Below are 14815 nucleotides of genomic sequence, written 5' to 3'. Positions count from 1 at the left end.
CAGTCATCGCGAGCAGGCTCGCTCCCACATTGGTCGAGTGTTCACATAGTTTGTGTTCAATGCAAAAACCTGTGGGAGTGGGCTTGCTCGCGAAGGCGATTCAACAGGCGAAGAAGCTCTTCGCCCGAAGCATCAAGCGCCGTGGCACTTCTTGAATTTCTTGCCGTTGCCACAAGGGCAAGGGTCGTTGCGGCCCACGTCTTTCAGGGCGTTGCGCACCGGTTCCTGATGAGCGTGGCCGCAGTTCGGGCCGTGGACATGGCCATGGTCGTGATCATGGTGGTCGTGATGGTCATGATCGTGGTTGCAGTCAGGGCCATGGACATGGGGTTGCTGGGTCATCGGTTTTGCTCCGGAATTAAATCGGCGGGGATTATCACGCCATTACGCGCCAGGTGCACGTAGTGCGCGATGAATAAGCCGGTTTCCAGCTCACCTTCCAGACGATAGGGAATCGGTTGGTTCGGTTTTTTCAACATTTTCACCACATCCCGGACCTTGGGCCACAGGTTGGTGCGGATCGGCACCTTGAAGTAGGCGCTGCGTTTGGGGCTGACCGTGAACCAGTGTTCGTGTTCGCCTTCGGTGAGCAGCATGTCCCCCAGATGAATGCGGTATTCCAGGCCGCGCACCGTCAGGTCACTGTCTCTGGGGTTGTCGACACGAAAGTGCAGGATGAATCGTTGCTGCATGAGTTTGGCCTGGACGACTTCGACCTTGACCAGGTGCACCTGCGGTTCCGGTTCATCGTCGCTGAACCAGGACGCACAGCCGCCGAGCCCGAGAAACAGGAACAGGGTGATTGTTCGCAGAGTGCACCAATGGCTGAGCATATTTGTACTCCCTTTGATGCCCAGTCTAGCCCTAAAAGATCGCAGCCTTCGGCAGCTCCTGCAGGTGCAGGCCGATCCCCTGCAGGAGCTGCCGCAGGCTGCGATCTTTTAACGTCATCTCATGCGCCGAAATACCCCGCACAACACTTCTTGAATTTCTGCCCGCTGGCACAAGGGCACGCATCGTTGCGCCCGGCCTTGAGTTGCACGGTGGGGTCGATGAAGTACCAGTGGCCGGTGTTCTGCACGAACGACGAGCGCTCGCGATGGCTGTGTTCGCCGGCGCCGTCATGCCAGCGCGCGGTGAAGGTCACGAAGGCGTGTTCCGGTTGACCGCCAAACACTTCGGAGCTTTCCACCTCAAGCCCCAGCCAGGTGCTTTTGGCACTCCAGTCGCTGATGGACTGACGGTCCAGGCCGGCCTGTTGCGCGGGCAGGGTGGTGGCCACCAGGTAGTCGATCAGGCCCAGCACGTAAGCGCTGTAGCGCGAACGCATCAAGGCTTCGGCACAAGGCGCCGGATGCCCGGCATGGTAATGACCGCAGCAGGCGTCGAGCAGGGTGCCGCTGCCGCAAGGGCAAATAGATGTACTCATTGCGTTACCACCAATATTTCCCGAAGTTTTCCGGATTGGCCCAGAAGCGTGAGTTGAGCCAGTCGGGTACTTGTTTGTAGTCAAGCAGATCATAGGTGAACAGGGTCAGAACCTGCTCGTCACGCTGGAAACGTTCGCTGGCTTGCAGCGCCAGGGAGAAAAAATCGGTCTCCTGCCAGCCGCTGGCCGGCAAGTCCGCCAGCACCGCGATGCGACTGGCATTGAGGTTGCGGATCCCGCCTAACAGGTTCAGGCCATCGCGCTTGGGCAAATGTTCCAGGCAATCGACCACCAGCGCCAGGTCGAACCGCCGTGCCGCCAGCTCGGCAGGCAACGGCCCCGGTGTGGCGTGAGCCACGCTGCTGTCCGGGTGCGCGAGTTTGAAGGCCTCCAGCGCCGGGAACTCACTGGCGCCAATCAGCAGCAGACGCGCGGGGGCGTAGCGATCAAGCAAAGCGGCCAGCGCCTGCTGCGGGGTACGCGAAGAAATACCTGCAATCATCGAAGATCCTCAATCAGAGCGCCAAGACTAGCCTGCTCACAGGTTCGGGCCTAGAGCGTCTTACCGCAAAAAGCCGCGAACGCCCGTGAACATTGGAAAAAACTGCAATGGCCTATTGCTGGCGGAGATTAAAACTCGGGTCTTTACTACCTGAATCGGTTTCAAGCCGATCCCTCAGGAGAAAACTAGATGAGCATAGTTCGGACAGCATTACCCTTGGTTCTGCTAACCAGTGTGTTGACTGGTTGCGCAGGTTTGCAGAAAACCGACTGGCCGACCTGTGCGGCGGTCGGTGGTGTCGTGGGCGCGGGTCTCGGCGCGACCGAGAGTTCGGCGTGGGCAGGGTATGGCGCGCTGCTCGTCGGCGGCACGGCTGCTGCTTATTGCTGGGTTCACGGTGACGGCGACGAAGACGGCGATGGTGTGCCGGACAGCCGTGACAAGTGCCCGGGTACGCCTAGAGGCGTGAAGGTCGATGCCGATGGTTGCCCTCCACCTGTGCCTGCACCCGTGGTCGAAGAGGCGGTAGTGGTCAAGGAAGAAGTCATTGTCATCCGCGATGTTCACTTCCAGTTCGACAAGGCCACGCTCACCCCTTCCGATAAAGAAGTACTCAACACAATCGCCACTCGCCTGAAACAGGAAGCCAGCACCGCCCAACTGACCGTGACCGGTCACACCGACAGCGTGGGCAGCGATGCCTACAACCAGAAACTGTCGGATCGTCGTGCACACTCGGTGGTTGAGTACCTGATTTCCCAAGGCGTACCCCGCAACGAGTTCGTGTCTGTGGCCGGTGCCGGTGAAAGCCAGCCGGTTGCCGATAACAAAACCGCTGACGGCCGTGCGTTGAACCGTCGCACGGAAATCAAAATCAACCGCTAGGCCCCGTTCGCACCGCGGCTTGTGCAGTCGCGGATGCGGGTCTTTACTCCTGTGTAACCGGCATTGGCCGGTAACACAGGAGCTTTCACCATGAGTGTTCTCACACGGACCGTCTTGCCGGTTCTGCTGCTTGGCAGCCTGATGACCGGTTGCGCTACTCACAGCGATGGCACCGCCCCCCTCAACCAACGAACCTGGCCAATCTGCAGCGTCATTGGCGGGCTGGTCGGCGGAGGTCTCGGTGCTCTGCAAAGTGGCGGTTGGGCGGCTGGCGGAGCAGCACTCGGAATCTTGACCGGTGGCTTGATCTGTTACGCCCAGGATGGCGACGAAGACGACGATGGTGTTTTCGATCGACGTGATCGCTGCCCGGATACACCCGCCAATACCCCAGTCGAACATCACGGTTGTCCGCTGCCGCAGTACCCGGTCAGCGTAAAACCGGTCGCACCGGTGGCACCCGAAGTCATCACGTTGCCCGGCGACGTGCTGTTTGCCTTCAACAAGTACGAACTGACGCCCTCTGCGCAGAGTCAGCTGGATGCGCTGATGCCCAAGCTGCAAAGCGCCGATGTGGTGAGCATCAAAGTGGTCGGTCATACCGACAGCGTGGGCAACGACGCCTATAACCAGGGGCTCTCGGAGCGACGCGCCAGCAGTGTGGCGGCATACCTGTTGAGCCAGGGCCTGGCGCCGAACAAACTCACCAGCGAGGGCAGAGGCGAAAGCCAGCCTGTGGCCGACAACGAAACGGAAGAGGGGCGCGCGAAAAACCGTCGCGTGGAATTGCACATCAACCGCTGAGCCACGTAATAGAGCCGTCGGGCGACAATCAGGGTCGCTTCGACGGCCATTCGGCGGCCTTCATGAAGAATTTTCCGTTGCCCTCTGGCTTATCTCGCGTGGAAGCCGTTACTGTGCGCGCAAAGAATAATTCTCAACGGGGGAGCGTATGAAGGTGTTTTGGACGCTGGGGAAGCTGTTGACCCTGCTGTTCTGGCTGGTCGTGCTGGTCAATCAGCTCATGCCGTTTGTCAATCCTCTGCACCTGTTGGTCGATCTGGCCGGCAGCCTGTTGGCAGGGCTCCATCTGCTTGAAGCGGTGTTCTGTTTCCGCAGTCTCAGGGGGCGTGCCCATCCTTGGCTTGATCGCCTGAAGATTCTGTTCTTTGGCGTTTTCCACCTGCAAACCCTCCCGGCTCCGACCGCACCTAAGGCTTCCCATGCGTAAACTCTGTCTGCTCGCCGCACTCATCAGTCCATTGGCCTGCGCTCAGGTTGTCAGCGTCGAAACCAACTCGCTGATGCGCTTGCCCAACACCGCCAGCACCTTGCAACTGGAACGCCTGGAAGTCGCCGATTACGGCACGTTGCTGATTCCCTCGAACGTGACCGAAGTCACTGTTGGCGAATTGCGCCTGGGTCGGGAAGCGCGGATCGCCATCGTGCCCAGCGAAAAGTCCCTGGAGTTGAAGGTGAGCCGTGCCCAGTTGTCTGAAGGCAGCCAGATTACCGCCCGCGGCGCGCCGGGGACTTACCTCAAGGCCGCCCGTTCCGGGCGCAATCTGAATTTACAGATCAAGGCGCTGAACGCGCCACAATTGTCGGTCGACGCTCGCGGCGGCGCCGGTGCGCCGGGTTTTGTCGGTCTCGATGGGGCCAACGGTCAGGCGCCGGGTTGCACCTGGGGCCAGGCCGGTCGCGGTGCCGATGGCAGCAACGGCAGTGACGGCCAGGCCGGCGCACCGGGTGCGCTGGTACGGCTTGAAGTACCGCGCGATTACCCGGCGGAACAGATCAAGGTTCAGGTGGACGGCGGTGCCGGTGGTGTCGCAGGACCTGGCGGTAAACCGGGGGCGGGAGGCAAGGCCAAGGGGTGCTTCGTCTACAAGGCCGATGGCGGCAAGAGCGGGCGTCCGGGTGCCGATGGCCAGCCAGGGCCTGCGGGGGCGGCGGGATCGGTGACGGTTCAGCGGTTGTAAGACGTTTCTGAGTTTTGTGTTGTCTGGTCGATAGTCTTCGCGGGCAAGCCTCGCTCCTACAGGGATCACTGCGAACCCTGTAGGAGCGAGGCTTGCCCGCGAAGGCGTCATCCGAATCGCCTCAAAACATCGGCCGGGCCGCAGCAATCGCCACCAACACCAACCCGACCATCAAATTGATCCCCACCAACTTACGAATTTTCCCCAACACCGCAGCCCCGGTCGGCCAATCCTGCGCCGTCACCGCCGCGCGCAGTTCCGGCAGCAACAACGCCTGAATCCGGATAAACAGCGCCGTCATCACCACATACAACCCCATCATCACCTGCACGTAACGCGGCGCGGCTTCAAACCCGGCGTACTGCAGATGAATCATGCCCACACCGCTGATCGGCAAAAGCACCACCGCGACCCAGACCCAGCGGAAAAAACCTTGAAACACTTCTACCCACAGCTTCAGCCGGGCAGGGCCTTCCAGTGCCTTCATCGCCGCGGGGCGCAAGACCATCCAGGCGAAAAACATGCCGCCCACCCACACCAGTGCGGCGAGGATATGCAGGCTATAAACAAGGCTAAAAGCGGTCATTGAGGTACTCCGTTCTGCGCGGGATTAATTAGCGGGGTATGATAGCGGCCGAACCGAACCACTGAAAATTTATCCAGCGTTTTTTGCGCCCGACAATCCATGATCAGCACCGAACTCAAAACCACGATCCAGGGCGCCTACACGCGTTTTCTCGAAGCCAAGAGCTTGAAACCGCGCTACGGCCAACGCCTGATGATCGCCGAAATTGCCAAGGTCCTCGGTGACATCGACACCGACGACGAAGGCCGGCGCAGTGGCGACCCCGCGATTGTCGCGGTGGAAGCCGGCACCGGTACCGGTAAAACCGTGGCCTACAGCCTGGCGGCGATCCCGACGGCGAAAGCTGCCGGCAAACGCCTGGTGATTGCCACGGCGACCGTGGCCCTGCAAGAGCAGATCGTCTACAAGGACTTGCCTGACCTGATGCGCAACAGCGGGCTGAATTTCAGCTTCGCCCTGGCCAAGGGACGCGGGCGCTACATGTGCCTGTCCAAGCTCGACATGTTGCTCCAGGAAGGTCACGCGCAAACCGCCACCGCGCAGCTGTTCGAGGAAGAAGGCTTCAAGATCGAAGTCGACGAGGCCAGTCAGAAGCTGTTCACCAGCATGATCGAGAAGCTCGCCGGCAATAAGTGGGACGGCGACCGTGACAGTTGGTCCACCGCCCTGGAAGACGCCGATTGGGCGCGCCTGACCACCGATCACAGCCAGTGCACCAACCGCCATTGCCCAAACTTCGGCCAGTGCGCCTTTTACAAGGCCCGCGAAGGCATGGGCAAGGTCGACGTCATTGTCACCAACCACGACATGGTCCTGGCCGATCTGGCGCTGGGCGGCGGCGCGGTACTGCCGGATCCGCGCGACACCATCTACGTATTCGACGAAGGCCATCACCTGCCGGACAAGGCCATCGGCCATTTCGCCCATTACACGCGCCTGCGTTCCACCGCCGACTGGCTGGAAACCACCGCCAAGAACCTCACCAAATTGCTGGCCCAGCACCCATTGCCGGGTGACCTGGGCAAATTGATCGAGCAGGTGCCTGAACTGGCCCGCGAGATCAAAACCCAGCAGCAGTTCATGTTCACCGCGTGCGAGCAGGTCGCCGACTTCAAACCCGGCGAAGACGTCGAAGGCCGTGAGCGGCCGCGTCATCGCTTCGTCGGCGGGGTGATTCCCGAACACATGCGCGAAATGGGCGTCGAGCTGAAAAAAGGCTTCGCCCGATTGACCGACCTGTTCACCCGGCTCACCGAACTGCTCAAGGAAGGCATGGATGGCGAGGTTAACATCGGCATCGCCAGCAACCAGGCTGAAGAATGGTATCCGCTGTTCGGCAGCCTGTTGTCGCGCTCTTCGGGCAATTGGGAGTTGTGGGGCGCGTTTACCGCTGAAGACCCGGAAGACAACCCGCCCATGGCCCGTTGGCTGACCTTGGCCGAAAGCGGTTCGCTGTTCGACATCGAGGTCAACGCCAGCCCGATCCTCGCGGCGGAAATGCTCCGGCGCAATCTGTGGAACGTGGCCTACGGCGCGCTGGTGACTTCGGCGACGCTGACGGCACTCGGCACGTTCGACCGTTTCCGCATGCGCGCCGGCCTGCCGAAAAAAGCCGTGACCGCCGTGGTCCCGAGCCCGTTCCATCACGCCGATGCCGGCGTGCTGCGGGTGCCGGACCTGAAAGCCGACCCACGGGATGCGCCGGCCCACACCGCCGCGATCATTCGTGACTTGCCGGCACTGGTGGAAGGTTCGCGCGGCACGTTGGTGCTGTTTTCTTCGCGCAAACAGATGCAGGACGTGTTCGACGGCCTGGATCGCGACTGGCGCAAGCAAGTGTTCATTCAAGGCAACCTGTCGAAACAGGAAACCCTGAACAAGCACAAGGCGCGGGTCGATGGCGGGGATTCCAGCGTGCTGTTCGGCCTGGCGAGTTTCGCCGAAGGCGTCGACTTGCCAGGTGCGTATTGCGAGCACGTGGTGATCGCGAAGATTCCGTTCTCGGTGCCGGATGATCCGGTCGAAGCGGCCCTGGCCGAGTGGATTGAGGCGCGGGGCGGCAATCCGTTCATGGAAATCTCCGTGCCGGATGCCTCGCTGAAACTGGTCCAGGCCTGCGGGCGCTTGCTGCGTACCGAAGAAGACCGCGGCACCATCACCTTGCTCGACCGGCGTCTGGTGACCCAGCGCTACGGCAAGGCGATCCTCAATGCGTTGCCTCCCTTCCGTCGTGAAATTTCCTGAAACACCGGTGGGCAAATGTGCCCACCGCGTTGTCTATCTCTCTACCATCGCTTTTCCACTGGCCATTGATGGCCGTTAGGGAGAATTTCGTTCTCATGATTCGCCGTTCGCTGCCTGCCGTTTTTGCCCTGATGTTCGCAGCCCCGTTGCTGGCGGCCCCTGCTGCCCAGCAGACGCTGTTCAACTTTGTACGCCCCGCCGACGTCGTCCAGATCGCGACTCAGGACGCCAGCCTGCCGCAATCCAATGCCGAGCAAACGGCCGAAGGCGAAGTGCTGCGCCGGGTGACCTTCAATCCGGTGGCTCAGCCGACCTTGCGCCTGACCCCGCAAACCGGCGCCTGGGACTGGTCGCAGTCGGGCGTCATGAGCCTGCGAATCCAGAGCGCGATGAACTGGGCCGTGACGCTCTACGTAAAAATCCAGAGCAACGATGGCAAGACGCTGGTCAGCCGGGTCGATCTGCCGGCCGGCCCGGCGCAAACCCTGTTAGTGCCGTTGGTCGCCAGTACACCTTTGAGCCAAGGCATGAAAGCCGGCCCACCGATGCCGATGAATGTCGACGGCCAGCGCGTACTGCTGGCCAACAGCAGCGGGGAACTGGATCGCAGCCAAGTGGTGTCGGTGAGCTTGTCGATGGATCAGCCGAAAGTGGCCCAGAGCATCCTGCTGGAACGCTTCGGCGTGCAGGATGGCGAGGCCGTGACCAAAGCCGCATATGGCGGTCTGGTAGACGCCTACGGTCAGTCGACCCGGGCCAAATGGCCGGAAAAGGTCAGCAGCGATGAGCAACTGAAAAGCGCCGCCGCCAAGGAACAGCAGCAGTTGAAAACCTGGCTCGCCGAGCGTGAGAAGTCGCCCCTCGACAAGTTCGGTGGCTTGAACAAAGGCCCGGCGTTCAAGGCCAGTGGCTTTTTCCGCACCGAGAAGCGTGATGGTCGCTGGTACCTGGTGACGCCGGAAGGTCATCCGTTCTATTCCCTGGGGGTCAACACCCTCACCCCGGACGTCAACCAGACCTACATCGCCGGCCGCGAGTGGATGTTCGAATCCCTGCCAAAACCCGATGAGGTGTTGGCCAACCACTATGGCGAAGGCGACAACCGTGGCGGTAACGGCGTTGATCAGGGCCGTGCCTACAACGCCGGTCGTTGGTATGACTTCTATGGCGCCAACCTGCAACGCCTGTATGGCGAACCTTGCGCGTTGGGCAGCGACACCAAGGCCGGTGTTGCCGAAGCGGCCAAGGCCGATGCGGTTGAAGCGACAGCCGACAAGGCTGCCGAGCAACCGGTTGCGCCTACGACTGCCGAAGCCGGTGTCGCCGAGGCAGCCAAGACCGGCGCCGTCGAAGCGACAGCCGCGAAAGCAGCCGAGCAAACACCTGCCGAACCGTGCAAAGCGCTGGTTGATGAACAGCGCTGGGCTGGCCACACCCTGGATCGCCTGCAAGCCTGGGGTTTCAACACCATCGGCAACTGGAGCGCTCCGGCGCTGGGCAACACCGACCGCGTGCCGTACACCCTGCCGCTGTCGATCGTCGGCGATTACGCCAGCATCAGCACCGGCACCGATTGGTGGGGCGGCATGCCTGACCCGTTCGACCCGCGTTTCGCGATGGCCACCGAGCGTGCCGTGGCCATCGCGGCCCGCGACCATCGCGACGATCCGTGGCTGATCGGCTACTTTGCCGACAACGAACTGGCCTGGGCCGGCCCCGGCGACGATCCGAAAGCCCGCTATGCGTTGGCCTACGGCACCTTGAAGATGACCACCGATGTGCCGGCCAAACGCGCGTTCCTCAAGCAATTGCGCGACAAATACCGCAACCAGGCCGGTCTTTCCAAAGCCTGGGGCATCGACCTGCCCGCCTGGGAATTGATGGAAGACCCCGGCTTCGTGCCGCCGCTCCCGAGTGCCGAACACCCGGAAATCGAAGCCGACTTCAAATACTTCCAGAAGGTCTTCGCCGACACCTACTTCAAGACCATCTCCGACTCACTCAAGTGGCATGCGCCGAACCAGTTGTTGCTGGGCGGCCGCTTTGCCATCAGCACGCCGGAAGCGGTGGCGTCCTGCGCCCAGTATTGCGATGTGTTGAGCTTCAACCTGTACACCCTGCAGCCGCAGGACGGATACGACTTCGCCACATTGCGCAGCCTGGACAAACCGGTGCTGATCACCGAGTTCAACTTCGGCTCGACGGATCGCGGCCCGTTCTGGGGTGGCGTGACGCCATTGGCCAAGGAAGAAGATCGCGGTCCGGCCTATGCGAATTTCCTCAAGCAGGCGATGAGCGAGCCGTCGATTGTCGGCGTGCATTGGTTCCAATACCTCGATCAACCGGTGACCGGGCGCTTGCTGGATGGCGAGAATGGTCATTTTGGATTGGTGGGCATTACCGATCTGCCGTTCCAGGGCTTTGTCGACAGTGTGCGCAAGAGCAACCTGGCGACCGTCGATCAGTTGGGCAAAGAGGCCGAGAAGGCCAAGGCTGAGGCGGACAAAGCCAGTCACAACGCCGAGGGCGGCCGAAAAGGCGAGGCAGGCAAAGGTGCAGGGCAGGGCGCTGGGCATGCGGGCGGGCATTCGGCCAATGGCCACTGAGGCCTGATAGACCGCGTTATCGTTTTTCGCGGGCAAGCCTCGCTCCTACAAGAGCACCACCGTACCTGTAGGAGCGAGGCTCGCCCGCGAAGGCGTCGATTCAGGCGCTACACATTGTCGATCATTTCCATGGGCAACCGACCGCCCAGCCCGCCCCTGTTCCCAAATCCTTCAATGGCTGGAACAATGCGGGCCACTTTACAGCCTTATATCCGGGGAGTTGCGGGTGCAGATTCAGGGTTTTTACGAGCTTAAGTTCGAAGCGGTGCGCGAAGCATTCGCCGCACTGTTCGACGATCCTCAGGAACGTGGCGCGGCGTTGTGCATCCAGATCGGTGGCGAAACCGTCGTCGATCTTTGGGCCGGTAGCGCCGACAAGGATGGCCTCGAAGCCTGGCACAGCGACACCATCGCCAACCTGTTCTCCTGCACCAAGACCTTTACCGCCGTCACCGCCCTGCAATTGGTAGCCGAGGGCAAGCTGCAACTGGACGCCCCGGTGGCCCGCTACTGGCCGGAATTCGCCGCTGCCGGCAAAGACGCCGTGACCCTGCGCCAATTGCTCTGCCATCAGGCCGGCCTGCCGGCGCTGCGCGAGTTGCTGGCCCCGGAAGCGCTTTACGACTGGCAAACCATGGTCGACGCCCTGGCCGCTGAAACGCCTTGGTGGACGCCGGGCGAAGGCCACGGTTACGCCGCGATTACCTACGGCTGGCTGGTCGGCGAGTTGCTGCGTCGTGCCGATGGCCGTGGGCCCGGTGAGTCCATCGTGGCGCGGGTGGCGAAGCCGTTGGGCCTGGATTTCCATGTCGGTCTGGCAGACTCGGAGTTTCACCGCGTGGCGCACATCGCCCGTGGCAAGGGCAACGTCGGCGATGCCGCGGCCCAACGTTTGCTGCAAGTGACCATGCGCGAGCCGACGGCCATGACGACGCGGGCCTTCACCAACCCGCCGTCGATCATGACCAGCACCAACAAACCCGAGTGGCGGCGCATGCAGCAGCCGGCGGCCAATGGCCACGGCAACGCCCGCAGCCTGGCCGGGTTCTACGCCGGTCTGCTCGACGGCAGCCTGCTGGAAGGCGAGATGCTCGACGAGCTGACGCGTGAACACAGCCTCGGCGAGGACAAGACTTTACTGACCCGGACCCGTTTCGGCCTGGGTTGCATGCTTGATCAACCGGACGTCCCCAACGCCACCTACGGCCTCGGCCCACGTGCATTTGGTCATCCGGGCGCAGGCGGTTCCATCGGTTTTGCTGACCCGGAACACGATGTGGCCTTCGGCTTTGTGACAAATACCTTAGGGCCGTACGTCTTGATGGATCCGCGCGCGCAAAAGCTCGTGCGAGTACTGGCCACTTGTCTGTAAATCCCGCTTGAGGGTTCTGGAACTGGAACCCGAAAGCCTTTTCAGTCTCAAAGCGTCTGTTTATGTGGGCCGACCCGGCCGGATTTTTTCATTACTTCATTTTTGTGGATATCCAATGTCAACTAAACCAACCCTCGCCTTGGCACTGTGCTTCGCTATCACCGGTTGCGCACAAACTCCACAAAATGACTCGGATGGCAGCAGCTGGTGGCCGTTCGGCTCTTCCGACAAAGTCGCCGCTAAAACCCCGGCTCCGGCTCCAGCACCGGCCCCGGCACCCTTGAAGCCTGCCGCGACTGCACCGGTGGCCAAAACTGAAAGTGCCAGCCATTGGTACTGGCCGTTCGGTTCCGATGACGGCGCCGACAAGACGCCAGTCAAGGCTGAGGTAAAAACTGAAGTCAAACCCGCAGCCAAGCCGGTTGAAGTGGCCAAGGCCGAAGCCGACGCCGGTGGCAAATGGTGGTGGCCGTTCGGCGGCAAAGAGCAGAGCACCGCCAAAGCCGTGCCGATGCCTGATCCGAAAGTGACCCAGGCCTGGCTTGACGACTACGAGCCGCGTCTGCGCGAAGCGATCAAGGACAGCAACCTGCAACTCGAACGCCGTGAAAACGTGTTGGTCGTTACGGCGCCGGTAGAAGGCTCGTTCAACCCTGACCGTCCGGCCATGCTGCTGCCAGTGACCCTCGGTCCGTTCACCCGTGTCGCGAAAATCCTTGAAGTCGATCCAAAGACTGCCGTACTGGTGCTGGGTCACAGCGACACCTCGGGCGCTGCTCCGGCCAACGTGAAACTGAGCCAGGAACGCGCTCAAGCCGTGGCTGCGATCTTCCGTCTCAGCGGTCTGCAACGTGATCGCCTGATGCTGCGCGGCATGGGTGGCGAAGCCCCGCGTGCTGCCAACGACAGCAATGAAGGCCGTGCCTTGAACCGTCGCGTGGAACTGCTGGTGACTCCGCAAAACACCATGGTTGCACTGCTGAGCAAGTACAACATGCCAGCGCCGGCACCGGTGCGCCTGGTGGCTGCCCAGGACGTGAAGCCGGTCGCCGTGCCTGTGACCCCGGCACCCGCCGCGAAGAAAGCTGCCGTGCCGGCCGCGAAAAAGGCTCCAGCGAAGAAAGCCGCTGCCAAGAAGGCTCCGGCGAAAACCGCGACGCCGGCGAAAAAGACTGTTCCGGCCAAAGCCGTCGCCGATGCGAAAAAAGTCGACGTCGCTGCCGATGCCACAAAGAAGTAATTCGTTAACCAAAAGGAATGCGCCATGACCCAGGGCCTGGCTGATATGCGTCGCGACTACACCCGTGATGGCCTGACCGAGGCACAAGCCCCGGCCGAGCCATTCGCGCTGTTCCATCAATGGTTTGCCGACGCGGTGAAAACCGAGCAGGCACCGGTGGAAGCCAACGCCATGACCCTGGCCACGGTCGATCAGGACGGTCGGCCCCATTGCAGGATTCTGCTGCTCAAGGGCCTGGACGAGCAGGGCTTTACCTTCTTCACCAACTACGACAGCGCCAAGGGCCAGCACCTGACCGCGAATCCGTTCGCGGCCATGACGTTTTTCTGGCCAGCCCTGGAGCGCCAGGTGCGCATCGAAGGGCGGGTGGTGAAGGTTACGCCTGAAGAGTCCGACGCCTACTTTCAAGTCCGGCCCCTGGGCAGCCGCCTCGGTGCCTGGGCCTCGCCGCAAAGCCGGGTGATCGCCGACCGTGCCGAGCTGGAAGCGTTGCTCAAGAACACCGAGCAAAGGTTCAGCGACACCCAGCCTCACTGCCCCGAGCATTGGGGCGGTTATCGCCTGCTCCCCGAGCGCATCGAGTTCTGGCAAGGCCGTCCGAGCCGCCTGCACGATCGCCTCAACTACCGCCTCCAGGGCGCCGACTGGATTCTTGAACGTCTGGCACCCTGAGCAGTCTACCGACCGGGATAGCCCGCCGCAGCGGCCTCGAGCCACTGCGGCAGGTCCCGACGCTTGATCTTCTGCGCTTGAGCGTTCGCCAACTGCTGGAGCATGAAGGCCTTTTTCTGCTCATCTCCTCCCGCCAGGGCTAACGCCAGATCGCGGTCCATCCAGCGTTTGATCCGTACGTACAGCCACCCGTGGAAGTACAGGCCGGCGACAGTGGTGACGACAATAATGAAGTAATCCATGACAATCCTTGAGTCAACGGGGCAGATGGCGCAATTTGCCGCTACTGTGTGGTGAGTTCGCGAGGGCGTCTGTACCGGCACTGAATGAAACCAATTTTATCCGGGCGATGCCGTGACAGGCGTCAAGCTGCGGAGTTTAATGATGACCTGTCTTTTTGGAGTTGATGCTATGCGTAAGTCTGTTCTGTTGGTTGCTTCCTTTTCCACCATGGCGATGTTGCTCACTGGCTGCCAATCGAACCTGTCCGGTGACTCCTACTCCCGTGACGAAGCGCGTCGTGTGCAGACCGTTCGCATGGGCACCATCGAATCCCTGCGTCCGGTGAAAATCGAAGGCACCAAGACCCCGATCGGCGGCGCCGCGGGTGCGGTCGTGGGCGGTGTTGGCGGTAGCGCCATCGGCGGCGGTCGCGGCAGCATCGTTGCAGCGGTCGTCGGCGCAGTCGCCGGCGGCCTGCTCGGTTCGGCCACCGAAGAAGGCCTGACCCGCACCCAAGGCGTGGAAATCACTGTACGCGAAGACGACGGCAGCATGCGCGCCTACGTGCAGCAGGTTCAGGAGAACGAAGTGTTCCGCGTTGGCGAGCGTGTGCGGATTGCCACTGTGGATGGTACGAGCCGCGTTTCGCACTAAGCGCAAACGGGTAGAAGAAAACCCCGATCAGGTGACTGGTCGGGGTTTTTTTTGAACGGTAGAAGGAGGTGGGTGCATATCCGTTTTTTTGGTGACGGCTGCTATGGGTTTCGCCCTTACGGCGAGTCACTTGGAAGAGCCCCAAGTAACCAAGGGCTCTTGCCCCTTTCGTTCGGTGCCTCGCCTAGGCTCGGCATGCCCTCGCTCCGGTCCTGCTCCGTGGGCCCGCCGCCATCGGCCATCCATGGCCGGGGGCGGCTAACCCGGCATCCCTGCCGGGTTACCCACTGCGCAGAACCTGCGCTCGGCCTTACGATGGGGCGGTGCATCAAGATCAAAAGCGCGGCGGCCTGGAGGCCGGCCTGATTGGGGAATACGCATTCCCCTGTAGGAGCGAGCTTGCTCGCGAAGAACGTCAATG

At 61.7% G+C, this 14815-nt stretch carries 16 protein-coding genes; 10 read left to right on the top strand and 6 right to left on the bottom strand.

Annotated elements, in window-relative coordinates; translation table 11 throughout:
• Positions 1-132: 132 nt before the first annotated feature.
• The 4 genes from ACIPL2_RS14205 to ACIPL2_RS14190 form a co-directional block, all read right to left on the bottom strand.
• The gene (locus tag ACIPL2_RS14205) at positions 133-342 is read right to left on the bottom strand and encodes an SEC-C metal-binding domain-containing protein (RefSeq protein ID WP_007906737.1); all 210 of its coding nucleotides are present in this window, start codon (positions 340-342) and stop codon (positions 133-135) included.
• Entirely contained in the window at positions 339-833 is a 495-nt protein-coding gene (locus ACIPL2_RS14200) for an LEA type 2 family protein (protein WP_401357284.1), read from the bottom strand. The genes ACIPL2_RS14205 and ACIPL2_RS14200 overlap by 4 nt, the downstream gene beginning before the upstream one ends.
• Positions 834-952: 119 nt before the next feature.
• On the bottom strand, positions 953-1429 hold the full coding sequence (locus ACIPL2_RS14195; protein ID WP_401357281.1) for a YchJ family protein: 477 nt from the start codon (positions 1427-1429) through the stop codon (positions 953-955).
• A 4-nt stretch (positions 1430-1433) separates the two neighbouring features.
• Positions 1434-1931: a DUF6231 family protein gene (locus ACIPL2_RS14190; protein ID WP_401357278.1), complete on the bottom strand. Its 498-nt coding sequence runs from the start codon at positions 1929-1931 to the stop codon at positions 1434-1436.
• 189 nt (positions 1932-2120) lie between these two features.
• Here ACIPL2_RS14190 and ACIPL2_RS14185 point away from each other — a divergent pair, with 189 nt between their 5' ends.
• From ACIPL2_RS14185 to ACIPL2_RS14170, 4 genes are all read left to right on the top strand, one after another.
• Entirely contained in the window at positions 2121-2816 is a 696-nt protein-coding gene (locus ACIPL2_RS14185; protein ID WP_401357275.1) for an OmpA family protein, read from the top strand.
• A gap of 90 nt (positions 2817-2906) precedes the next feature.
• Positions 2907-3620, top strand: coding sequence for an OmpA family protein (locus tag ACIPL2_RS14180; RefSeq protein WP_401357272.1), 714 nt, complete (start codon positions 2907-2909; stop codon positions 3618-3620).
• Between the two features lie 148 nt (positions 3621-3768).
• Entirely contained in the window at positions 3769-4047 is a 279-nt protein-coding gene (locus tag ACIPL2_RS14175; protein WP_401357270.1) for a DUF1145 domain-containing protein, read from the top strand.
• A complete protein-coding gene (locus ACIPL2_RS14170; protein ID WP_401357268.1) occupies positions 4040-4798 on the top strand; it encodes a collagen-like protein in 759 nt (252 codons plus the stop codon). Before ACIPL2_RS14175 ends, ACIPL2_RS14170 begins: the two co-directional genes overlap by 8 nt.
• Before the next feature lie 121 nt (positions 4799-4919).
• On the opposite strand, the gene ACIPL2_RS14165 is transcribed toward ACIPL2_RS14170, so the two are convergent.
• Positions 4920-5384: a CopD family protein gene (locus tag ACIPL2_RS14165; RefSeq protein WP_401357266.1), complete on the bottom strand. Its 465-nt coding sequence runs from the start codon at positions 5382-5384 to the stop codon at positions 4920-4922.
• Positions 5385-5483: 99 nt separating this feature from the next.
• Between ACIPL2_RS14165 and dinG the strand changes: the two genes are divergently transcribed.
• From dinG to pdxH, 5 genes are all read left to right on the top strand, one after another.
• Positions 5484-7628: an ATP-dependent DNA helicase DinG gene (gene dinG, locus ACIPL2_RS14160; protein ID WP_401357264.1), complete on the top strand. Its 2145-nt coding sequence runs from the start codon at positions 5484-5486 to the stop codon at positions 7626-7628.
• Positions 7629-7723: 95 nt separating this feature from the next.
• A complete protein-coding gene (locus ACIPL2_RS14155; protein WP_401357262.1) occupies positions 7724-10234 on the top strand; it encodes a beta-agarase in 2511 nt (836 codons plus the stop codon).
• A gap of 226 nt (positions 10235-10460) precedes the next feature.
• Positions 10461-11606, top strand: a complete 1146-nt coding sequence (locus tag ACIPL2_RS14150; RefSeq protein WP_401357260.1) for a serine hydrolase domain-containing protein — start codon at positions 10461-10463, stop codon at positions 11604-11606.
• A gap of 115 nt (positions 11607-11721) precedes the next feature.
• The gene (locus ACIPL2_RS14145; RefSeq protein ID WP_401357258.1) at positions 11722-12846 is read left to right on the top strand and encodes an OmpA family protein; all 1125 of its coding nucleotides are present in this window, start codon (positions 11722-11724) and stop codon (positions 12844-12846) included.
• A gap of 24 nt (positions 12847-12870) precedes the next feature.
• A complete protein-coding gene (pdxH, locus tag ACIPL2_RS14140; RefSeq protein ID WP_401357256.1) occupies positions 12871-13518 on the top strand; it encodes a pyridoxamine 5'-phosphate oxidase in 648 nt (215 codons plus the stop codon).
• A gap of 5 nt (positions 13519-13523) precedes the next feature.
• Here the strand turns inward: pdxH and ACIPL2_RS14135 are convergent, their stop codons facing one another.
• Positions 13524-13760: a hypothetical protein gene (locus ACIPL2_RS14135; RefSeq protein ID WP_401357254.1), complete on the bottom strand. Its 237-nt coding sequence runs from the start codon at positions 13758-13760 to the stop codon at positions 13524-13526.
• 169 nt (positions 13761-13929) lie between these two features.
• Here ACIPL2_RS14135 and ACIPL2_RS14130 point away from each other — a divergent pair, with 169 nt between their 5' ends.
• A complete protein-coding gene (locus tag ACIPL2_RS14130; RefSeq protein ID WP_401357251.1) occupies positions 13930-14394 on the top strand; it encodes a glycine zipper 2TM domain-containing protein in 465 nt (154 codons plus the stop codon).
• Positions 14395-14815: the final 421 nt, after the last annotated feature.

The sequence above is a fragment of the Pseudomonas sp. NPDC086251 genome (assembly GCF_044746405.1).
GTDB lineage: Bacteria > Pseudomonadota > Gammaproteobacteria > Pseudomonadales > Pseudomonadaceae > Aquipseudomonas.
This window is presented reverse-complemented; position numbering and strand designations above follow the sequence as displayed.